This is a genomic window from Nocardia sp. CWNU-33, assembly GCF_046764895.1.
Taxonomy (GTDB): Bacteria; Actinomycetota; Actinomycetes; order Mycobacteriales; family Mycobacteriaceae; genus Nocardia.
In genome coordinates, this window is the sequence record NZ_JBKOQN010000008.1 from 116249 (window position 1) to 137687 (window position 21439).

The 21439-nt window shown below is 66.2% G+C and carries 19 protein-coding genes and 1 pseudogene; 10 read left to right on the forward strand and 10 right to left on the reverse strand.

Annotated elements, in window-relative coordinates; translation table 11 throughout:
- Window positions 1–388: 388 nt before the first annotated feature.
- Together ACLMAL_RS13195 and ACLMAL_RS13200 are read right to left on the reverse strand one after the other, a co-directional pair.
- Window positions 389–1903, reverse strand: coding sequence for a sensor histidine kinase (locus ACLMAL_RS13195; protein ID WP_328405314.1), 1515 nt, complete (start codon window positions 1901–1903; stop codon window positions 389–391).
- A gap of 24 nt (window positions 1904–1927) precedes the next feature.
- Window positions 1928–2143 carry a biotin/lipoyl-binding carrier protein gene (locus ACLMAL_RS13200; protein WP_328405319.1) on the reverse strand — a complete coding sequence of 72 codons (216 nt, stop codon included), beginning with the start codon at window positions 2141–2143 and terminating at the stop codon, window positions 1928–1930.
- Between the two features lie 90 nt (window positions 2144–2233).
- On the opposite strand from ACLMAL_RS13200, the gene ACLMAL_RS13205 reads away from it, so the two are divergent.
- Complete coding sequence (locus ACLMAL_RS13205; protein ID WP_022597109.1) at window positions 2234–2308, forward strand: 50S ribosomal protein bL37; 75 nt, start codon at window positions 2234–2236, stop codon at window positions 2306–2308.
- 84 nt (window positions 2309–2392) lie between these two features.
- Here the strand turns inward: ACLMAL_RS13205 and rsrA are convergent, their stop codons facing one another.
- Complete coding sequence (gene rsrA / locus ACLMAL_RS13210) at window positions 2393–2665, reverse strand: mycothiol system anti-sigma-R factor (protein WP_411999474.1); 273 nt, start codon at window positions 2663–2665, stop codon at window positions 2393–2395.
- Window positions 2666–2685: 20 nt separating this feature from the next.
- The gene (locus ACLMAL_RS13215) at window positions 2686–3327 is read right to left on the reverse strand and encodes a sigma-70 family RNA polymerase sigma factor (RefSeq protein ID WP_406239824.1); all 642 of its coding nucleotides are present in this window, start codon (window positions 3325–3327) and stop codon (window positions 2686–2688) included.
- Window positions 3328–3588: 261 nt separating this feature from the next.
- Here ACLMAL_RS13215 and ybaK point away from each other — a divergent pair, with 261 nt between their 5' ends.
- Window positions 3589–4083 carry a Cys-tRNA(Pro) deacylase gene (gene ybaK, locus ACLMAL_RS13220; protein ID WP_411999336.1) on the forward strand — a complete coding sequence of 165 codons (495 nt, stop codon included), beginning with the start codon at window positions 3589–3591 and terminating at the stop codon, window positions 4081–4083.
- A gap of 74 nt (window positions 4084–4157) precedes the next feature.
- A complete protein-coding gene (locus ACLMAL_RS13225; protein WP_411999337.1) occupies window positions 4158–4469 on the forward strand; it encodes a hypothetical protein in 312 nt (103 codons plus the stop codon).
- Between the two features lie 32 nt (window positions 4470–4501).
- Here ACLMAL_RS13225 and ACLMAL_RS13230 read toward each other — a convergent pair whose 3' ends face one another.
- A complete protein-coding gene (locus ACLMAL_RS13230; RefSeq protein ID WP_411999338.1) occupies window positions 4502–5311 on the reverse strand; it encodes an SOS response-associated peptidase in 810 nt (269 codons plus the stop codon).
- Window positions 5312–5491: 180 nt separating this feature from the next.
- Between ACLMAL_RS13230 and ACLMAL_RS13235 the strand changes: the two genes are divergently transcribed.
- The 3 genes from ACLMAL_RS13235 (at window position 5492) to rsgA (ending at window position 9770) form a co-directional block, all read left to right on the forward strand.
- Window positions 5492–7000 (forward strand): aldehyde dehydrogenase family protein, encoded by a 1509-nt coding sequence (locus ACLMAL_RS13235; RefSeq protein WP_411999339.1) that lies wholly within the window; start codon window positions 5492–5494, stop codon window positions 6998–7000.
- A gap of 458 nt (window positions 7001–7458) precedes the next feature.
- Window positions 7459–8769 carry a 3-phosphoshikimate 1-carboxyvinyltransferase gene (aroA, locus tag ACLMAL_RS13240; RefSeq protein ID WP_411999340.1) on the forward strand — a complete coding sequence of 437 codons (1311 nt, stop codon included), beginning with the start codon at window positions 7459–7461 and terminating at the stop codon, window positions 8767–8769.
- Complete coding sequence (rsgA, locus tag ACLMAL_RS13245) at window positions 8718–9770, forward strand: ribosome small subunit-dependent GTPase A (RefSeq protein WP_411999341.1); 1053 nt, start codon at window positions 8718–8720, stop codon at window positions 9768–9770. The genes aroA and rsgA overlap by 52 nt, the downstream gene beginning before the upstream one ends.
- A 2-nt stretch (window positions 9771–9772) precedes the next feature.
- Here rsgA and ACLMAL_RS13250 read toward each other — a convergent pair whose 3' ends face one another.
- The 5 genes and pseudogenes from ACLMAL_RS13250 to secA all read right to left on the reverse strand — a co-directional run bounded on the left by ACLMAL_RS13250 (window position 9773) and on the right by secA (window position 15866).
- Window positions 9773–10648 carry a TIGR03560 family F420-dependent LLM class oxidoreductase gene (locus ACLMAL_RS13250; protein WP_411999342.1) on the reverse strand — a complete coding sequence of 292 codons (876 nt, stop codon included), beginning with the start codon at window positions 10646–10648 and terminating at the stop codon, window positions 9773–9775.
- An 11-nt stretch (window positions 10649–10659) separates the two neighbouring features.
- Complete coding sequence (locus ACLMAL_RS13255) at window positions 10660–11055, reverse strand: nuclear transport factor 2 family protein (RefSeq protein ID WP_411999343.1); 396 nt, start codon at window positions 11053–11055, stop codon at window positions 10660–10662.
- 326 nt (window positions 11056–11381) lie between these two features.
- Window positions 11382–12452, reverse strand: a pseudogene (locus ACLMAL_RS13260) (FAD-dependent monooxygenase).
- A 100-nt stretch (window positions 12453–12552) separates the two neighbouring features.
- Entirely contained in the window at window positions 12553–12930 is a 378-nt protein-coding gene (locus tag ACLMAL_RS13265) for a nuclear transport factor 2 family protein (protein WP_411999344.1), read from the reverse strand.
- A 107-nt stretch (window positions 12931–13037) separates the two neighbouring features.
- On the reverse strand, window positions 13038–15866 hold the full coding sequence (secA, locus tag ACLMAL_RS13270; protein ID WP_411999345.1) for a preprotein translocase subunit SecA: 2829 nt from the start codon (window positions 15864–15866) through the stop codon (window positions 13038–13040).
- A gap of 689 nt (window positions 15867–16555) precedes the next feature.
- On the opposite strand from secA, the gene ACLMAL_RS13275 reads away from it, so the two are divergent.
- The 4 genes from ACLMAL_RS13275 to ACLMAL_RS13290 all read left to right on the forward strand — a co-directional run bounded on the left by ACLMAL_RS13275 (window position 16556) and on the right by ACLMAL_RS13290 (window position 21359).
- Window positions 16556–17977: a WS/DGAT/MGAT family O-acyltransferase gene (locus tag ACLMAL_RS13275; RefSeq protein ID WP_411999346.1), complete on the forward strand. Its 1422-nt coding sequence runs from the start codon at window positions 16556–16558 to the stop codon at window positions 17975–17977.
- A 40-nt stretch (window positions 17978–18017) separates the two neighbouring features.
- Window positions 18018–18572 carry a DUF6912 family protein gene (locus tag ACLMAL_RS13280; protein ID WP_411999475.1) on the forward strand — a complete coding sequence of 185 codons (555 nt, stop codon included), beginning with the start codon at window positions 18018–18020 and terminating at the stop codon, window positions 18570–18572.
- A 137-nt stretch (window positions 18573–18709) separates the two neighbouring features.
- Complete coding sequence (locus ACLMAL_RS13285) at window positions 18710–19867, forward strand: ferredoxin reductase (protein ID WP_411999347.1); 1158 nt, start codon at window positions 18710–18712, stop codon at window positions 19865–19867.
- A 79-nt stretch (window positions 19868–19946) separates the two neighbouring features.
- On the forward strand, window positions 19947–21359 hold the full coding sequence (locus ACLMAL_RS13290; protein ID WP_411999348.1) for a fatty acid desaturase family protein: 1413 nt from the start codon (window positions 19947–19949) through the stop codon (window positions 21357–21359).
- Window positions 21360–21439 lie beyond the last annotated feature (80 nt).

The following is a 21439-nucleotide window of genomic DNA, read 5'->3' on the forward strand; positions in this document are numbered from 1 at the left end:
GGCGGAGGTAGTTGAGCTTGCGACTTCAGTTCGGGCGCTTCGGCGGCGGTAGCGGTGGGATGCGCCGCAAACCCTGGTGCTCGGTCTCGCTTCGCTCGGAAGACATCATCGTGCCGAGCGGGGGCGGCGGTAGTTGAGCTTGCGACTTCGGTGGCTGCGCTTCAGCTTTTGTGTGGAGGTGGGACGGGCTGCGAACTCTAGCGCTGGGTCTCGCTGCGCTCGGCAGGTGTCATCGTGGCGAAGTGGGTGTGTTGGTAGGGATTGTTGCGACCTGTTGGTGCGCTTGCGACGATCGTGAGGTGGGTTGCGAATGGCGGATGTTGATCATGGGACGATCGAAAGTTGTTGATTGTCAAGGGGATCGCCGGAGGTTGAGGCCCAGTCCTGGTCAGCGGCCCGAGCGGCGGCCCAACGGGACTCGCAGCACGGCGTCCGTGCCGACGTCGGCGCCGGGGTGCAGGCCGATCGAACCGCCCAGTTCGGCGGTGACCAGGGTGCGCACGATCTGCAGGCCGAGGCGGTCGGAGGATTCCAGGCTGAAGCCGGGCGGCAGGCCGCGGCCGTCGTCGCTGATGATCACATCCAGCCAGCGCGCCGACCGCTCGGAACGAATTGTCACCGAACCGTTCTCACCGGAATCGAAGGCATGCTCGATGGCGTTCTGCACCAGCTCGGTCAGCACCATCACCAGCGGCGTCGCCCGCTCCGCGGAAAAGACACCGAGCGAGCCTGCCCTGCGCACCTTGATTCGCGCGGTGTGCACGGTGGCGACATCCGCCATGATCGGCAGCAGCCGGTCGACGACCTCGTCGAGATCGACCTCTTCATCCACCGACATCGACAGCATCTCGTGCACGGACGCGATCGAGGTGACCCTGCGCACCGACTCGGTCAGCGCAACCTGCGCCTCTTCGTTCTCGGTGCGACGCGCCTGCAGCCGCAGCAGCGCGGCCACGGTCTGCAGATTGTTCTTGACCCGGTGGTGGATCTCCCGGATGGTCGCGTCCTTGCTGAGTAACGCCCGGTCGCGGCGTTTGACCTCGGTGACGTCACGCACCAGCACCGCGGCACCGGCCAGCTCGCCGTGCGGGCGCAGCACCAGGGTGCGAAGCAGCACGGTCGCACCGCGGGCCTCGACCTCCATCCGCCGCCCGGTCCGGCCGGCGAGCGCGGCCTGGATATCGCCGACCACCTCTTGCGCGTCGAACGGATCGGTGATCAGCGACCGTGTGGTGACAGCGAGATCCTGGCCTGCCAGATCCGCCTGCAAACCCATACGATGATAGGCGGACAGCGCATTCGGGCTCGCGTAGACCACGATGCCTTCGGTGTCGAGCCGGATGAAACCGTCGCCCGCGCGCGGGCTGGAGTGCGTCGCGGCGCGATCCTCCGTGGTCGGGAAGGTGCCGTCGGCGATCATCTGGCACAGGTCGTCCGCGCAGGCCACATACGCGATCTCCAGGGTGCTGCGCACCCGGGAACGCTGCAGGTCGGTGTCGCGGCTCAGCACTGCGATCACATCGTCACCGCAACGCACCGGGATGGCCTCACGAATGGCATGCACCGGGTGCGGGTGGTAGACCCCTTCGGCCTCGACGTCGCTGTCGGCGCGCACGATCTTGCCGGTCACCAATGCGTCGAACACCTGCGGATGTTCGGCCTGGAGGGCAAGCCCGCCCACCCGATCCTCCGGATGCACGGTGGGCGCTGTCGTCGGACGGCACTGCGCGACACAGACGATGTCCGCGCCATCGGTAATGGGACCCGCACCAACCCACAGGAGCAGATCGGCGAAGGAGAGATCGGCGAGCAGCTGCCAGTCCCCCACCACCCGCTGCAGATGGTCTACCGCGACGCCGGGTAGATCGGTGTGCTCGGCGAGGAGCTCGCTCAGTGTCGCCATGTTCGGTCTGCCGCTTCGGTTCGCTCAGGAAATGACGGCGATCAGGTCGCCCTGCTGTAGGACCTGGCCGGGCGCGACGACGATCGAGGTGACTTCACCGTCGATCTCGGCGAGCACCGGGATCTCCATCTTCATGGACTCGAGCAGCACCAAGGTCTGGTCGAGTTCCACCTTGTCGCCGACGGTCACTTCGACGGTCAGCACTGTCGACACCATCTCCGCGCGCACTTCCTCAGCCATGACACCCCATTCATTCGTCGGCGCTGTATCCGCTGAAGGTACAGCCAACCACACATGAAACAATGGCCTTCAACAGAAGGGAGACTACCGATGGGTAAGCGTGGTCGTAAGAAGCGCAGCCGCAAGGGCAACGCAGCAAACCATGGCAAGAGGCCGAACGCCTGAGCCGTTCTGCTGACAGAACATGAGCGGCACGCTCCTCCAGGACGGAAGAGCGTGCCGCTCAGTCGTTTCGGGGGTCGCCCGCGATCAGGATTCGGTCGCCTGCGGCGATTCGACCTGGGCGATCGTCACCGATCGGCGGATCTCCACGGTCAGCCGGTCACGCAGCGAGTCCGGTGCGCGGTCGCCACCGCATTTGCGGCTCAGCAGACCCTTGATCTTCTCCTCGATGCCGTATGCCTCGATGCAGGGCGAGCAGTGATCCATGTGATGCTGCAACCGAGCTCGGGTCGCGGCGTCACATTCACCGTCGAGCATCAACCAGACATCGGCGAGCACCGCCGTGCAATCGAGCTCCATATCGGGGTCGCGCTCCGTACTCACTGCTTGACCTCCTGGCGTTCCGCCTCGTTGCGGTTGAATCCACGTTCACGCGCCACGTCCGCGAGCAAACCCTTCAGCTGCTTGCGCCCGCGATGCAATCGGGACATCACCGTACCGATGGGGGTACCCATGATGTCGGCGATCTCCTTATACGGAAAGCCCTCCACGTCGGCGTAGTACACCGCCATCCGGAATTCCTCCGGCAACTCCTGCAATGCAGCCTTGATGTCGTCGTCCGGCAGCGCGTCCAGCGCCTCGACCTCGGCCGAACGCAGACCCTGCGAGGTGTGCTCGGCGGTTGCCGCCAGCTGCCAGTCAGTGATCTCGTCGGTCGGGTATTGCGCAGGCTGACGCTGCTTCTTGCGGTAGGAGTTGATGTAAGTGTTGGTCAGGATCCGGTACAGCCAGGCGCGCAGGTTGGTGCCCTCCTTGAAGGACTTGAATCCCTGGAATGCCTTGACGTAGGTCTCCTGAACCAGATCCTCGGCGTCAGCCGGATTCCTGGTCATGCGCAGCGCGGCACCGTACAGCTGGTCGAGCATCGGGAGCGCGTCCCGCTCGAACCGCTGCGCCAGCGCGGTTTCGTCGACCGCGGCGCCGACCTCACCGTCGGTCACCACATCGTCGTCGCTCGTCACACGTGTCCCTTCGATCGCCGTACCTGCCAAATCTACCGGCAGTAGCATTTCGAACGGGAGGCGGTCATTCGTCGGCGACACCTCGGTCCATACCGGACGTTCCTCGATCAGAACGGGCACCCGACTTCTCCTTCGCGTCGTGCACAAGGCTGCTTGTGTATTTGCGTCAACAGACTCGGCCCCGACTGTGTTCCCAGTGCAACGTCACGGCATCGAAAAGCCGTTGTCAGCCTGTGCCGTCACGCAACTAAGGTGTCCGGCATGGCAGGAGCCTCCACCCCGGCGATCCGCACCTTGACCAAGGCCGGAGTCGCCCACCATGTGCACGCCTACCCCCACGACCCGCGCGCCGATTCCTACGGCACCGAAGCTGTCGACGCGCTGGCCGGCGAACTCGGCCTCGACGCCGCGCAGATCTTCAAGACCCTGGTGCTCGAGCTGTCGACGGGAACATTGGCCGTCGCGGTGCTTCCGGTGCCGAATACGTTGTCGCTCAAGGCAGCTGCCGCGGCGCTCGGCGCACCGAAGGCAGCGATGGCAGACAAAGCGAAGGCCGAACGGGTCACCGGTTACGTGCTCGGCGGCATCTCACCGCTCGGACAGCGCAAGCCGCTGCCCACCGTGGTGGACGCCTCCGCGCTGACCTGGGATCGGGTGTTGTGCAGCGCGGGGCGACGGGGGCTGGAGATCGAGGTCGCGCCCGGCGATCTGGTTCGGCTGACCAACGCGGTCACCGCGCCGGTCACATCGGTGTAATCGACACGGATTCCGTGCTACCTGTGCGTTACTGGACAGACCCAGATTCGTCCGACCCGAGGATGTGATGCGAAATGTCTCTGCGCACCATGATCGTCTCCCTGTTCGGTGCGCTGGTCCTAGCCTTTGGTTCGGTGGCGCTACAAGTTCCAGCGGCCGCGGCTGCCCCCAACCGTCCCTCGGTGACTCAGATCGCCGACTTCCCGTTCGACGGGCTCGGCGCCGACGACGCACCGAGCAAAGGGAGCACCCAGACGAAGGATGAAAAGGCCGATAAGGCCGAGAAACTCGGTGGTGGAGTGACCACCAAGATCATCGACCTGATCACCGGCATCATCAAGTGCGGGCTGAACATTGTGACGGCCAGCGTCAAGTGCCAGCTCTGAATCACCGCTAGCGACACCGACAGGCCGGGCGATCACAACAGGCTGATCTGCCCGGCCTGCTCGATGTCCGCCGCCGCGCCCGATACCCGGGCCAGCAGTTCTGGACCGTTGTTGCGCACGCTGTTGACCAGATCCGGCACCGGCCGTGCCACGATGCCGGACACGGCGTCGATACTGGGGGTCTCCAGCAGGGTGGCGGGCGCGGGATGGTCCGGATCGAGCCAGGCGTCCCAGTGCTCCTTCGGCATCGGCAACGGCATCCGATCGTGGATGTGCGTCAGATCGCCCACCGCGTCCGTGGTCAGAATCGTGCACGACAACATCGGCTCACTCGCCGGCTGCGTTCGATCGCGCCACACCGACCACAGACCGGCCATGTACAACCGGGAAGCGTCGGCGGCCGACATGTAGAACGGATGCTTGGCCACCTTCCCCTTGGCCCCGGCGAGCGCGTCGGGCTCGACGACCCATTCGTACCAGCCGTCCATCGGCACCAGGCAGCGCCGGTACTTCACCGCATCGCGGAACGATGCGGTAGTGGCGGCCTTGTCGGCGCGGGCATTGAACAGCGGCTTGCCCTTCACCGGCACACCAGGCTCGGCGGCTTTGGTCCACGTCGGGATGAGGCCCCAGCGCATTCGCCGGATCCGCAGCCGCGCATCGTCGTCTTTGGTTCCGTGCTCGTGGCGCTCGACAACCGTCAGCACCTGGGTGGTCGGCGCGACGTTGTAGTTCGTGAAACCACCGGTCCGCGCGTCGGTTCTGGTATCGGTCTCATCGATGGCGTCCAGCTCGACGGCAAGCCGGCCGGGATCGGTGGTCGTCGCATATCGTCCGCACATATGTCGATACTCCCACCGAGGGCCGACAGAGTCGGGAACAATTGAAGGTAGTAGGTGACCTCGTGAGAGTTCTGACATAGCATTCTCTCAAGGAATGGACGGTAACTTACGTCGCCCGTTCCGGCACGCGCACCGACCGCCACGTCCGGCCGCCGTTACCGGCAAGAGGAGAAACCCACCGTGACCACCATCGAGACCACCCCGGCCGCGCCAGACACGGCGCTGACGTCGGTCGACCCTGCCACGGGCGAGATCATCGCCACGCACACCGTCGCCGATGAAGACGCGGTGCACGCGGCAGTGGCCAAGGCCCGCACCGCCGCCGCGACCTGGGGGACGCTGAGCTTCGACGAGCGCCGCAAGCACCTGCTGCGCTGGTCGACCCAGCTGGTCACGAGTTCCGACGAGTTCTGCGCGCTGATCCACCAGGAGAACGGCAAGCCGCTCGACGACGCTTTCCTGGAGCTGATGCTCGCACTCGAGCACATCGCCTGGGCAGCGAAGAACGCCAAGAAGGTCCTCTCGCCGAAGAAAGTCTTCCCCGGCGTGCTGATGTCGAACTTCTCCGCCCGCCTCGAGCAGCGCCCGCTGGGCGTTGTCGGCGTGATCGGCCCATGGAACTACCCCGTCTACACTCCCAACGGCTCCATCGCCTACGCGCTCGCCGCGGGCAATACCGTGGTGTTCAAGCCGAGCGAATTCTCCACCAGCATCGGCAATTTCCTCTCCGAGGCGTTCAAGAAGGCCAATCCGGAACTGCCGGAAGGCGTTTTCGAGACCATCAACGGTTTCGGCGCCACCGGCGCGGCGCTGGTCAAGTCCGGCGTGGACAAGCTCGCGTTCACCGGCTCCACCGCCACCGGCAAGCGCATCATGGCCGCGGCAGCAGACTCACTGACCCCGGTGCTGCTGGAATGCGGCGGCAAGGACGCGGTGATCGTCGCGGGTGACGCCGACATCAAGGCCGCCGCCGACGCGGTCGCCTGGGGCGCCACCGCCAACAGCGGCCAGACCTGCGCGGGCGTGGAGCGCGTGTACGTGGATCGTTCGGTGCGCGACGCGTTCGTCACCGAGGTGAAGCGCATTCTGACCGACATCAAGCCCGGATCCGGTGCCGGTGCCGCCTACGGCCCGATGACCATGCCGAGCCAGGTCGACATCGTGCGCCGTCATATCGAGGACGCGCTGAAGAACGGTGGCACCGCGGTCCTCGGTGGGCCGGAATCGGTCAAGGCGCCGTTCATCGAGCCGGTGGTGCTCGTCGATGTGGACGAGAACTCCGAAGCGGTGTGCGAGGAGACCTTCGGCCCGACCATCACCATCCGCACTGTGGACGGCGTGGACGAGGCGGTCGAACTGGCCAATAAGTCCAAGTACGGCCTGTCCTCTGCGGTGTACTCCAAGAAGAACGGCCTGGAGATCGCCCGCAGGCTGCGCGTCGGCGCCACCTCGGTCAACTCCGTGCTCGCCTTCGCCGCTATCGCAGGCCTGCCCTTCGGCGGCGTCGGCGATTCCGGCATCGGCCGCATCCACGGCGAGCCCGGCCTGCGCGAATTCTCCCGCCCGCACTCGATCGCCGTGCAGCGCTTCGCCATCCCCGGCATGGCGCTACTGAGCTACTCGCGCACCGACTCCACCATGAAGCTGCTGCGCAAACTCGTCCCACTCCTGCACGGCCGCCACAAGTAAGCCGACTTCTGGATACCGCCCGGCCACCGACAAAAGCCCGTGGCCGGGCGGCCAACTCACCACGCGGCCAACTCACCGAACGGGCAGTGCCAAGGTCACCCAACAACACCCAACAAGGTCGCGACAATCCCTATCGACGCCCCCACTCGGCACGATGACACCTTCCGAGCGCAGCGAGACCCTGCACTAGAGTCCACGACCCGTCTCGCGTTCGAGCACCCGAAGCGCAGACAACAAGTCGCAAGATCCCCACAGACGCAACCCCTCGGCACGATGACACCTTCCGAGCGCAGCGAGACCGAGCACTAAAGTTCGCGGCCCGTCTCGCTTCCGAGCCGTCGAAGCGCATGCGACGAAGTCGCGAGTCTCGACGGCTCGGAAGCGAGACCAAGGGGGCCGCGAACACGCAGCGCCGAAGGCGCTGCAAAAACAACACCGCCCGCGTGTCCGACTGCGCGATGGGCGAAGATGGACAGGTGAGTTTCTGGCCAGCGCCCCATGTCGATGTACCCGTGCACGCGACCGTGACCTTGCCCGGATCTAAATCGATCACCAACCGGGCCTTGATCCTGGCTGCCCTTGCCGATGGCCCTTCGACGATCTCCGGCGCGCTGCGCAGTCGCGATACCAATCTGATGATCGGTGCGTTGCGCGCCATGGGCGTGGGCATCGAGGGTGACGGCGACACGCTCACCGTCACGCCGGCTCCGCTGGGCGGCGGCACTGTCGACTGTGGGCTGGCGGGCACCGTGATGCGGTTCCTGCCGCCGGTGGCGGCGCTGGCGAGCGGCGACGTGGCATTCGACGGCGATGAGCAGGCGCGGGTCAGACCGCTCGGCACCATCTTGGACGCACTGCGCAGGCTCGGCGCCGATATCGATGGCAGTGCGATGCCGTTCACCGTGCACGGCAAGGGCGCGTTGCGTGGTGGCAAGGTCACCATCGACGCGTCGGGGTCCTCCCAGTTCGTGTCGGGACTGCTGTTGTCGGCAGCCCGATTCGACGAGGGTGTGGTCGTGCACCACGACGGCAAGGCGCTGCCCTCGATGCCACATATCGAGATGACCGTGGAGATGCTGCGGCGGGCCGATGTCGCCGTTGAGGCGCCCGCGGATAGCCGCAAGGCCCAGACCTGGACCGTCGCGCCGGGGCCGATCCGCGCGGTGGATTGGGATATCGAGCCCGATCTGTCCAATGCCACACCGTTCCTGGCCGCCGCTGCGATCACCGGCGGCGAGGTGCGCATTCCGCATTGGCCGCGGATCACCACCCAGCCCGGCGATGTGATCCGGGAAATCCTGGTGCGCATGGGCGCCGAGACGAGCCGCTTCGACGGCGTGCTCACCGTGCGCGGCCCGGAGCGCCTGGCGGGCATCGACATCGACCTGCACGACGTCGGCGAGCTGACCCCCACCGTGGCAGCCCTTGCCGCACTGGCGGATTCGCCGTCCCAGCTGCGTGGTATCGCGCATCTGCGCGGCCATGAGACCGACCGCCTCGCGGCACTGTCCACCGAGATCAACCGGCTCGGCGGCAATGTCACCGAGACCGAGGACGGGCTGGAGATTATCCCGGCCCCGCTGCACGGTGGCATCTGGCACTCCTACGCCGATCACCGAATGGCAACGGCGGGTGCGATTCTCGGACTTCGGGTGCCTGGTATCGAGATCGAGGACATCGGCACGACAGCCAAGACGTTGCCCGGTTTCGTCGCGCTGTGGGAGCAGATGCTCGATCCGACACTCTCGGACCAGGGAGCGGCACACTGAGGCGTCGCGAGTACGACGAATCCGATGTCCGGGTGCGCCCGGGCAAAAGTTCTCGTCCCCGCACGAAAACCCGTCCGCAGCACAATGATGCGGAATCCGCGATGGTTGTCGCGGTGGACCGCGGCCGCTGGGGGTGCGTGCTCGGCGGCGACCCGGATCGACCGATCGTCGCGATGCGGGCCCGTGAACTCGGCCGCACCCCGATCGTGGTCGGCGATCAGGTGGACGTGGTCGGTGATCTGTCCGGTAGGCCCGACACCCTCGCCCGCATCGTCCGTGTTTCCGAACGCCGAACAGTATTGCGCCGCACCGCCGATGACACCGACCCCTTCGAACGGATCGTGGTAGGCAATGCCGAACAGCTGTTCATCGTGGTCGCGCTCGCCGACCCGCCGCCGCGCACCGGTTTCGTCGAGCGCGCCATGGTCGCAGCGTATGCCGGTGGGCTGCAACCCATCCTGTGTCTGACCAAACACGACCTGGCCGCCGAATCCGAATTCGCCGCAGCCTTCGACGATCTCGACCTCACCATCGTCTACGGCGGCATCGATGATCCACTCGGCCCGATCAACGAACTACTCGACGGCAACCTCACCGCGCTCATCGGCCACTCCGGCGTCGGCAAGTCCACATTGGTGAATCGGCTTGTCCCCGACGCGGATAGGGCCGTCGGCATCGTCTCCGGCGTCGGCAAGGGCCGCCACACCTCCACCCAATCCGTCGCGCTGCCCCTGCTCGCCGGCGGCTGGGTCATCGACACCCCGGGGGTTCGCTCCTTCGGCCTCGCCCACATCACTCCCGACGACGTCATCTCCGCCTTCACCGACCTGGCGACCGCCATCGAGGACTGCCCCCGCGGCTGCACCCACCTGGGCCCGCCCACCGACCCTGAATGCGCTCTCGACCAACTGCCGGGCAAAGAGCGCCGAGTAGCCGCGATCCGCCTGCTGCTCACCGCCTTGAACTCCAACGACTCCTGGAAACTGGACCGCGGCGAGTAGGGCTACGGCTGCGGCATGTCCGCAGCGCCCGCGGCGACGATGCGCACCGCCTCGTCGGTCCACGGGACGTTGCGGGTGATCACCACGATGTGCTCGGCACCGAGTTTCGCCAGGTCGGCGCATCGGCGTGCGAATTGCGCGGCCGACTCCCCCGGCGCCAGAGCCGTGGTGACGGTCTTGTCGATGTCGCCGTACGGCCGGTCGGTCTCGGCGCAGTGCTCGGCGAGCACGGCGAGCTTGTGCCGCAGCGTCTTTCCGCCGTCGGGGATGTCGAACAGATTGCAAGCATCGGCGTATCGCGCGACCAACCGCAGCGTCCGACGCTCCCCGGCACCGCCGACGAGGATGGGCGGGTGCGGGCGGCGCAGAGTGTTCGGGCTGTTCGCCGGATGCTCCAGCCGGTAGTGGACGCCGACGAATGGCGAAGTGTCACCTGCCCACATTTGACGCGCCAGCCGCAGCGTCTCCTCCAGACGTTCGAAGCGTTCGGAGACCGACGGCAACGACAACCCCATCGCGAGTGCTTCATCCTGTTGGTAGCCTGCGCCGATACCGAACCAGGCACGACCACCGGTCAGCACATCGAGGGTGCTGATCGCCTTGACCGTTACGCTGGGCGGACGGAAGTGCACTGCGGTGACCAGGGTGCCCAGGCGCACCCGTTCCGTTTGTGCCGCAAGGAATCCCAGTGTGGTGCATGCCTCGAGCATGGGGGCGTCGATCGCGCTCATCGGATCGGCGGGAAGCAGATGGTCGGGCACCCATAGGGTATCGATGCCCGACTCGTCCGCGACCCGCGCGATTCGCGTCAGATAGTCGCGCAGCTCCGGCGGGCCGCCCGGCAGGGTGAAATTCGTCATGCTGATACTGACCCGCATCGCGGTGCTCCTCAGCTCGCGGGCGGCTGGAACGGCATCGCACCGACCGGGGAGAGATGCATTCCGGCCAGCGCCCACCGCACGCCGTCGTGGGTGAAGATGTGCGTGGCACGGAACGAGCCGTCGGCCGACGTGCCCTGGAATTCGGCCTCCTGGGTGTGCACACCGACCGCGACGGCAGCATTGCCGTACTCGCGGACGGTTACGTCATGCCAGGTCAGCGTCTTGGTGACCAGTCCACCCGTGCGGTAGCGAGCTAGCCACTGCTGTTTGTCGAGGACGAAGCCGAGTGGTCCGACCAGGGTGAAATCGGCGGTCGTGATGTGGTCGAGTTCGGCGGTATCCGCGCGCTGTTCGGCCGCGGCCCAACGCGCGCTCAGTTCCAGGATGTCATCGGTGGTCGTCATGAATTGCCGCTCTCTAGTTGTTCAGTAAATTACTGTCACTGTAAAAATACTGTCGCTATACGTCAAGTGCAATCGTCACCGCTTGAACGAACTCGGATTGCAGGCGCGCAAGAAACTCGGGACCGCGCCGCAGATCATGGGTACGGCGCGCGGCACTGTTCGCCGAACTCGGTCCGATGCCGTCACCGTGGCGAAATCGCCTGCGCCGCAAACATTCCGGGAAGACGGCGTTCAAATCCTTCGACGCCACCCTCGACACCCGGAACCGACCGTGCACACGGGTCCAATGCCCGTCGGACCTGCCACGAGTGCGGGCGCCTGCCCGGTCAGCGGAAAGTGGACCCAAGGTACTTGGCCAGATCGTCGGCCGAGGCGGCCGGCTGAGCGAAGCCCAGGTACCCATCGGGTCGGACGACATAGACATCGCCACCCTCAGCGCGGTACATGCGCGCGAAGTCCGCATCACGGTCACGGATCACCGGCAGTACCGTCCCGTCGACGGCGGCCCCCGGCGCGGCAACAAGGTATACGTCCATTTGCCCATGTGCCGCACGACGGGCGGCGTCGGCAAGGCCTTCCAAAGCCTCGATCGCATCGACACCGGTGCCGTCGTCGACGTAGAGGAGGGTGGTGTGGTTCGTCCGCCCGAGCAACGAGAACAGCCGAATCGGGAAGGTGACCGCGTCCCGTATCAGACCGGTGGCCTCCGGTGCACGACTGCCCGCGCACGGACCCGGCGCACCGTCGGTGGAGCTCGCGACGATGGGACTGTCGCGGTAGTCGATCAGCAGTTGGGCCTCACGCCGTAGCACGAAGTCCGGGTCCGATTCTCCGGCCCCGATGCCCTCTACGGCACTACTCGGCGAACGCCGCGCCTTCGAAGGAGAGGCCGAGAGTCTTGCGGACGACGCCGTGCGCTCCATCGGAGCCGACGAGGTAGTGCGCGCGGATGGCGTGCCCGCCGTCCGCATCGAGGACCACCGCGTCGACACCGTCGTCGTCCCGCTCGAAGGCCGTGAGTTCGTGCCGCGCTCGACCCGGGTACCCGTCGAAGCGAGGCGCTCCCGCAGGATGCGCTCGGTCTCGTTTTGCGGAAGCCCGATGAACGCGTAGGGCACGTCGGCGGGCACTGCGGTCTCCATCCTGGCCACCTCCGCGCCGTTGATGTACACAATCTGGCCGCGCAGCTGGATCGAGGCGTCGAGCACCTCGTGCAGCACCCCCATACCCTCGAATACTTCGAGGGTTCGCGGCTGGATTCCCACCGCGTTCGGGTACTGCGACGGCTCGGCAGCTGCCTCGACGATCCGGCAGCGGACACCGCGTCGAGCCAACTCGATTGCCGCGGTCAGCCCGACCGGGCCAGCGCCAACAACCAGCACTTCGGTGTCGACCATGCGATACCGCCTCGACTCGAGTGTTCACCCAGTGGTTCGGCGAGTTTACTACCGGCAACAGGTAGTCATAGCCGATTGCTACCGAACATTGGCGGTCCGACTAGTGCCCGTCGGGCTGCCCCGGCGCGAACGGCCACTCCTCGAACCACGCGCAACGCCCGTCCCGATCGAACCGCAACACCCACAAATCGCGCCACCGAGACGGTTGATCCCTCACGTACTCGACCGCAACCCGGACGACGGCGGTGGACCCGTCCACCGCGACGATCTCCGACCGCATAGTGAACGCTTCATCGGGTCCGTCCCGCCCGGCCTCCCAAAACGCCTCCAGCGCAACCAAACCGACCACCGGCTCCGACCACGGTGACATCAGATACCGGATATCGGCGGTGAAGAGCTCACTCAGTCCCCGCGTCCCCGGTGTTCGCCAGGCCTGTTCGTAGCCCGCGACCCACACCTCGACAGCGCTGCGATCCATACCTCGAACCTAGCGGCGCACCCGTCGCCCCGGTATTGATACGCGAAAGCGCCCATGGACTCGGAGTGTCCATGGGCGCCTTCGCTATTGAGTTCCGCTCGCGGCCGTCAGTGCCTGCGGCGGGTCTTCGGGGCGCGCTTCGGCTTGGCCTGGCCGCGGGCCGCCTCGCGGCGTTCGCGGCGGGTGGTGCCGTCGCCGTACTCCTCGGCGTCGTCGTGTATCTGGGCGTGTCCGTCCTCGGCAGGGCCCGAATAGTGGAAGCCGCGAGAGCCGGATTCGTCGATGCCCTTGGCACGCAACGCGGCCGGTGCACCGTTGGCGACCGGGGCCTGCTGGGTGGGCAGCGGACGGGGAGCCGACATGGCGCCGACCGGCGAGCGCAGGCCGGTGTCCACCGAAACACCCTCCGGCTGCGGCTGCTGGACCTCGACCTGCAGGTTGAACAGGAAGCCGACCGACTCCTCCTTCAGGCCCTCCAGCATCGCGGAGAACATGTCGAAGCCCTCACGCTGGTACTCGACGAGCGGGTCACGCTGCGCCATCGCGCGCAGGCCGATGCCCTCCTTGAGGTAGTCCATCTCGTAGAGGTGCTCGCGCCACTTACGGTCCAGCACCGAAAGCAACACCTGACGTTCGAGGTTGCGCATGCTGCCGTCGCCGGCGAGACCGTCGATCTCTTGCTCGCGCTTCTCGTACGCGTCATGCGCGTCGTCGAGCAGTGCGTCGGCCAGTTCCTCACTGGTCAGGTCACCCGCCTCGCCGACCGAGGTCTCGCCGGTCAGCTCCTTGACGTCGATGCTCACCGGGTACAACGTCTTCAACGCCGCCCACAGCTTGTCCAGATCCCAGTCCTCCACATAGCCCTCGGCGGTGGCGCCGTCGACATATGCGCTGATCACGTCGGTGATCATGCTCTGGACCTGGCCCTCCATGTCCTCACCACGCAGGATCCTGTTGCGCTCGCCGTAGATGATGGTGCGCTGCTGGTTCATCACCTCGTCGTACTTGAGCACGTTCTTGCGGATCTCGAAGTTCTGCTGCTCGACCTGGGTCTGCGCGCTCTTGATGGCCTTGGAGACCATCTTCGCCTCGATCGGCACATCATCGGGCAGGTTCAGCCGGGTCATGATGGCTTCCAGCGCCGCGCCGTTGAAGCGGCGCATCAGCTCGTCACCCAGCGACAGGTAGAAGCGGGACTCGCCGGGGTCGCCCTGGCGGCCGGAACGACCACGCAGCTGGTTGTCGATACGACGCGATTCGTGCCGCTCGGTGCCGAGCACATACAGCCCACCGGCATCGCGCACATCCTCGGCGTCCTCGGAGGTCGTCGCCTTGACCCGCTCCAGCGTGGGCAGCCACGCGGCCTGGTACTCGTCCGGCGTCTCGACCGGATCGAGGCCCTCCTTGCGCAGGATGATGTCGGTGATGATGTCCGGGTTGCCGCCGAGCACGATGTCGGTACCACGACCGGCCATATTGGTCGCCACGGTCACCGCGCCGGGCCGCCCGGCCTCGGCGATGATCTCGGCTTCCTTCTCGTGGAACTTCGCATTCAGCACGTTGTGCGGGATGCCGCGCTTGGTGAACTGCTTGGACAGGTACTCCGAGCGTTCGACGCTGGTGGTACCGATCAGCACCGGCTGGCCCTTTTCGTGCCGCTCGGTGACGTCATCGACGACGGCGGCGAACTTGGCCTCTTCGGTCTTGTAGATCAGGTCCGACTGGTCCGCGCGGACCATCGGCTTGTTCGTCGGAATCGGCACCACACCGAGGGCGTAGATCGAGTGCAGCTCGGCCGCCTCGGTCTCCGCGGTACCGGTCATGCCGGAGAGCTTGTCGTAGAGACGGAAGTAGTTCTGCAGCGTGATCGTGGCCAGGGTCTGATTCTCCGGCTGGATCTCGACGCCTTCCTTGGCCTCGATCGCCTGGTGCATGCCTTCGTTGTAGCGGCGGCCGACCAGGATGCGTCCGGTGAACTCGTCGACGATGATCACCTCGCCGTCGCGGACGATGTAGTCCTTGTCGCGCACGTAGAGCTCTTTGGCCTTGATAGCGTTGTTCACGTAGCTGACCAGCGGCGAATTGGCAGCCTCGTAGAGGTTGTCGATACCGAGCTGGTCCTCGATGAACTCGACGCCGGCCTCGTGCACACCGATGGTGCGCTTTTTGATGTCGACCTCGTAGTGCAGGTCCTTCTTCAGCAGCGGCGCGATCCTGGCGAACTCCGCGTACCACTTGCTGGAAGCGTCCGCAGGACCCGAGATGATCAGTGGGGTGCGCGCCTCGTCGATGAGGATGGAGTCGACCTCGTCGACGACGGCGAAGTTGTGGCCGCGCTGCACCAGATCGTCCAGCGAGTGCGTCATGTTGTCGCGCAGGTAGTCGAAACCGAACTCGTTGTTGGTGCCGTAGGTGATGTCGGCGTGGTAGGACGTGCGCCGCTGCGCGGGCGTCATGCCGGACAGGATCACCCCGACCTCGAGACCGAGGAAGCGGTGCACACGGCCCATCCACTCGGAGTCGCGCTTGGCGAGGTAGTCGTTGGTGGTGACGATGTGCACACCCTCGCCGCTGATCGCGTTCAGGTAGGCAGGCAGCACCGAGGTGAGCGTCTTGCCCTCACCGGTCTTCATCTCGGCGATATTGCCCAGATGCAGCGCCGCGCCACCCATGATCTGCACCTTGTAGTGCTTCTGGTTCAGCACTCGCCAGGATGCCTCGCGCGCGACGGCGAACGCCTCGAGCAGCAGGTCGTCCAGCAACTCACCGTCGGCGTAGCGTTCCCTGAACTCGTCGGTCTTGGCCCGCAGCTCGGCGTCGGTGAACAGCTCGATCTCCGAACCGAGCGTGAGGACTTCGTCCGCGAGATGGGCCAGGCGCTTGACCGTGCGACCCTCACCAATCCGTAGCAACCTCGTCAGTGTCAGCGCAGGCACGGGTCTCGTCAGTCCTCTGGTCGGTGTGTCATCGTGTTGTCGGCCGCCGCCCGCGTCAGGCCCGAGTGCGGAGCCCAGTCGGGCCGGTGCGCACGGGCCCGTCGGGTATGACGGAATCCGCAGCACGCTTCATGGTAATGCGGCACCCATGGTAAGCGTCGACGAGCAGCGTTGTGCTGCCTCACCCCGGCCCCACCATGTGGTCCCGCCCGTTACTTGCCACCGTACCCGCCGCGCGGCACGCCTCCCAGGCACGGTCGAGTATCACAGCTGGTCGCGTGCACAGATCCATGCGCTGGCCCCGAAGTACGGTCACAGCGAACTTTCAGCGAATCGAATTGCTGCGGAACCCGTTTCAGTCGCGGTGTCGTACGATGTAAGGCGTCTATCGTCCCCGCGCGGGCCCACCCCCGGTAACGGTCTGCCCGCGAGGAGACGACATGTGATGACGGCAGGGCAGCGCAGCTCATGCGGAGCGAGCGACAGCGACGATCGTCTGCTGTGCACAACCCTTCCCCTTGTGATCGAATCGAGTTCACCGAGCTCGGGTCGGCGCAGCCTGCCACAGGCCCGAACAGGGTAAAAGAGGTGTGCCGGTTTCGCTGGATATGCCACAGGGGAAGAGGCGAACCGTTGTGGAGTGAACACAATCGGCGTCGACCAAGGCGTCGGAAGGAGCACCGGGCAGCGTGATCACGAGATTGTCGCCGCAGGACGCGGCGTTCTATCGGCTCGAGTCGAGTAGCAATCCGATCCATATCGGCTCCCTCGCGATCGTCCGAAACACCGACCCCGCGCACGGATCCGAGGAACCCGCACTCGACTACGACCGACTGGTCGATCTTGTCGAGGCCAGGCTCTCGCTGGTGCCGCGCTATCGCCGCAAGGTTCGCGAGATCCCGTTCGCGCTGGGTCGGCCGGTCTGGGTGGAGGACAGCGCCTTCGACATCACCTACCACATTCGGCGGTCGGCGCTGCCCGGTCCCGGCACCGACGAGCAGCTGCACGATCTGGTGGCCCGGCTCGCCTCGCGGCCGTTGGACCAGAGCAGGCCACTGTGGGAGATGTACCTGATCGAGGGTCTTTCCGACGGCCGGCGCGCGATCTTCACCAAGACGCATTCGGCGCTCGTCGACGGGGAAACCGCGCTGGAGATCGGGCACGTGATCCTCGATGCCAGCGCCTCACCACGCGCTTTCGCCGACGACGCCTGGCACGCGCCGCGCGAACCCAACGAGATGGAACTGTTCGTCGGCGCGCTGACCCATCTGGCCGCGCAGCCGCGCGAGGCACTGGAGGTGGCCCGCCATGCGAGCGCGAGCGCCTTCGCGGTAATCGGGGCCGCGGGCAAGGCGGTGGACTCGGTGGTGTCGGCGGTGCGGGTGGCAACCGCCGGCACGCCGGACAGCCCGCTCAACGCCAAGACCTCCCGTAACCGCCGGTTCGATGTCGTCCAGACGGATCTGGAGGACTACCGCAAGATCCGCAAGCGCTTCGACTGCTCGATCAACGACGCCATCCTCGCGGTGGTCACCGGCGCACTGCGCAACTGGCTGTTGTCCCGTGGCGAGGCGCTCACCGAGTCGACGGTGCTGCGTGCGGTGGTGCCGATGTCGGTGTACGTCGAGGGCGTCGACAGCGACCAGCCGCACTCTGCCAGCGAGGTGTCCTCGTTCCTGATCGATCTGCCGGTCGGCGAACCGAACCCGGTGATGCGGCTGTCGCACATCTCGCACGCGACCGAGGCAACCGGCAAGCAACGGCGCGGAGTCAGGGCGCGAACTCTGGTGCACCTGGCCGGGTTCGCTCCGGCCAGCCTGCATGCGATGAGCGTGCGGGCAGCGAGTACGTTCGCAGAACACACGTTCAATCTGGTGATCACCAACGCACCGGGTCCGCAGACACCGATGTTCATCGGTGGCGCGCGGATGCTGGAGATGTATCCGGTGTCGCCGCTGCTCCGCAATCAGGCCTCGAGTATCGGGATCACGTCCTACGACGGGCGCGTCTTCTACGGGCTCAACGCCGACCGCGACGCGATGGCCGACATCGGCGTGCTGGCCGCGTCGGTGCACGAGTCCATGGAGGAGATGCTCGGTGCCTGTATCTGACCAGAACAAGCTGCGGGTCTACATCCCCGCGACGGTGCCGATGCTGCGCGAACTGGTGGCGAACCGGGAATTGCGCGCGGTCAGCGGCACTGCCTTCGCGGTGACCCCCGCGCTGCGCGAGGCCTACGCCTCCGGCGACGACGACGAACTGGCCGAGGTCGCGATGGGCGAGGCCGCCCGCGCCTCGCTGCGGCTGCTCGCCGCCGAACGCGAGGAGCCCGCCGAATCCGCGGACCACGACCCTGCCGACGATGCCGCACCGGCCGAGAGTGACGACGCCGGGCCGACGGCCACGCACAGCCACAGCCCGGTGTACCGGCGCGCGGTGATCGCCGCCGACGTGATCGGCGCGAAACTGCGCTCCGACCTCGACGACGCCGTGGTGCGATTGACGAGTCCCATCAGCTACGACCAGATCGCCTCGGTGCACGTTGACCTCGCCGAGGCCGAGCCTCAGGTCGCCAAGGCCGTCGATGTCGTCGACGCCGCCGACCTCGGCGACACCGATGCCGAGTTCGTGCTCGGCGACGCCGAAGACCACCAGCTCGCCTGGTACGCCGCGCAGGAACTCCCCTTCCTGCTCGAATTGCTGTGAGCGACACCCTCGTGCAAGACCCGCGCTGACAGATCGCCTATCGAACCTGCCGATCCCCGCTCGAACCTACGATGCCGTAACCTGACTGCAAGGCGGCCGTGACAGCGGACACTACGACAGGGAGACGAACGGCAGCGATGGTCTTGAAAAAAGGGGGATTCTCGGTGCAGGGTGTTCGGGAGTGGCTGGAAGCACCGGCCGCCGATGTCGCCGAGCGCGGTGGACGGCTGAACGTGTTGCGCGGCGCCGTCGCGCGGGTCACCACCCCCCTGCTGCCCGACGATTACCTGCATTTGGCCAACCCGCTGTGGTCGGCACGCGAGCTGCGCGGGCGAATCGTCGAGGTGCGCAAGGAAACCGCCGATTCGGCCACCCTGGTCATCAAGCCCGGCTGGGGGTTCGACTGGAAATACGAGCCGGGTCAGTACATCGGCATCGGCATCCTGATCGACGGCCGCTGGCATTGGCGGTCGTACTCGCTCACCTGCCCGCCGAACTGGACCGACCCGGAACACGGCAGCAAGCGGCTGATCTCCATCGCGGTCAAGGCTATGCCCGAGGGCTTCCTGTCCAGCCACCTGGTCAGCGGCGTCGCCGCGGGCACCATCGTGCGGCTCGCCGCGCCGCAGGGCGGCTTCGTGCTGCCCTTCCCGCCGCCGGAGAAGGTGCTCTTCCTCACCGCGGGCAGCGGCATCACCCCGGTCATGTCGATGTTGCGGGCAATGGACCGTCGCGACCGGGTGACCGACGTCGTGCACGTGCACTCCGCGCGCACCGACGACGACGTGATGTTCCGCGCGGAACTGCGCGATATGCACGATCGGCACCCGAGCTTCTCCTCACATCTGCAGCTCACCAGCGAGCAGGGCAAGTTCTCCCTCGCCGAACTGGATGAGCAGTTCCCCGATTGGCGCGAGCGGCAGACCTGGGCCTGCGGCCCGGCCGCGATGCTCGACGAGATCGAGCACCACTGGCGCGATGCGGACATCGCCGATCGACTGCATGTGGAGCGCTTCGAGATCGAGCGCTCCGCGGTCGGCGAAGGCGGCACCGTCACCTTCGGGAAGACCGGACGCAGCGCCGAGGTCGACGGTGCGACCAGTCTCCTGGAGGCGGGCGAGTCGGCCGGGGTCCAGATGCCCTTCGGCTGCCGGATGGGCATCTGCCAAACCTGCGTGGTGACAATAACTTCCGGACATACGCGCGATCTGCGCAACGGTGACGAGCGCCGCGAGGGCGACAAGGTGCAAACCTGCATCTCGGCCGCGGCAGGCGACTGCACACTCGACGTGTAACAACGGGCACCGCGAGCGCACCGTAGTCGGAGCAGCCGCCAGGTACCCTCGAGGTAATTCCAGCAGCGAAAGGACCCCGGTGGCCATCACCGATATCAAGGCGTTCGCCCATCTCACGGCCGCGGACATCGAAACACTGGGGCAGGAGCTCGATTCGATTCGCCGCTCGGTGGAGCTGTCGCGCGGGGAACGGGACGCGAAGTACATCCGCCGGACCATTGCCGCGCAGCGGGCGCTCGAAGTCGCCGGGCGCGCGGTGCTGTTCGGCAGCCGCAACCGTTGGGCGTGGCTCGGCGGCACGGCCCTGCTGTCGGTCGCGAAGATCATCGAGAACATGGAGCTCGGGCACAACATCAGCCACGGGCAGTGGGACTGGATGAACGATCCGGAGATCCACTCGAGCTCGTGGGAATGGGATATGACCGGTCCCTCGTCGCAGTGGCGGCGGGCGCACAACTACTCCCACCACACCTACACCAACGTGCTCGGCAAGGACGAGGACCTGGGCTTCGGAATCCTGCGGATGACCCGCGACGAGGAGTGGCGGCCGATCCACCTGGTCCAACCGTTCGCCAACGTCCTGCTCGCCGCGACCTTCGAGTGGGGCATTGCGCTGCACGACTGGGACATCGAAAAGCAGCTGTCCGGCACGCCCAAGCAACTGATGTCGGAGCCGAACAAGGAATTCGCCCGCAAGATCACCCGCCAGGTGGCCAAGGACTTCGTGTTCTGCCCGGCGCTGACCGGCCCCGCGTGGAAGAGCACGCTGAAGGCCAACGCGACGGCCAACTTCGTGCGCAACCTGTGGGCCTACGCGGTGATCTTCTGCGGCCACTTCCCCGACGGCGCAGAGAAATTCACCGTCGAGCAGCTCGAGGGCGAGACCAGTGGCGAATGGTATCTGCGGCAGATGCTCGGCAGTGCCAACTTCAAGGCCGGTCCGGTCATGGCGTTCATGAGCGGCAACCTCTGCTACCAGATCGAGCACCACCTGTTCCCCGACCTGCCGAGCAATCGGTACTCGGAGGTCGCGGTCCGCGTGCGCGAGCTGTGCGACAAGTACGACCTGCCCTACACCACCGGCTCGCTCGGCAAGCAGTACCTGCTGGCCTTCCGGACCATCCACAAGCTGGCATTGCCGGACCGGTTCCTGCGCCGCACCGCCGACGATGCCCCGGAGACCTCCTCGGAGCGCAAGTTCGCGGGCATCTCCATGCCGACCATGCCGTCGATGCCGAACACCGAGCGGTGGGCCGACCGTTGGAACGAGACGCACTGGCTGCCCGTCGACCCGGAGACCGGTCAGCGACGCGGTCTGCGTTCGGCGCTGAACGAGGCCAAAGTGGTGCTGAAGGAAAAGGCACGGCACGAGAAAGAAGTACTGCGCGAGGCCAAGGTAGCGCTGCAGGAAAAGGCCAGGCAGGAACAGGCGACGTTGCGTCGAAAAGCCGCGCGGGAGCGAGCGTTACGCCGCATTCGGCGCAAGCGCTGACATAGCAGACCCCGGCCGCCTTTGCAATGGGGGATTTGCCACATCTCGAGGCCTATCCCCGCAACCTACGGTCTCGTAAC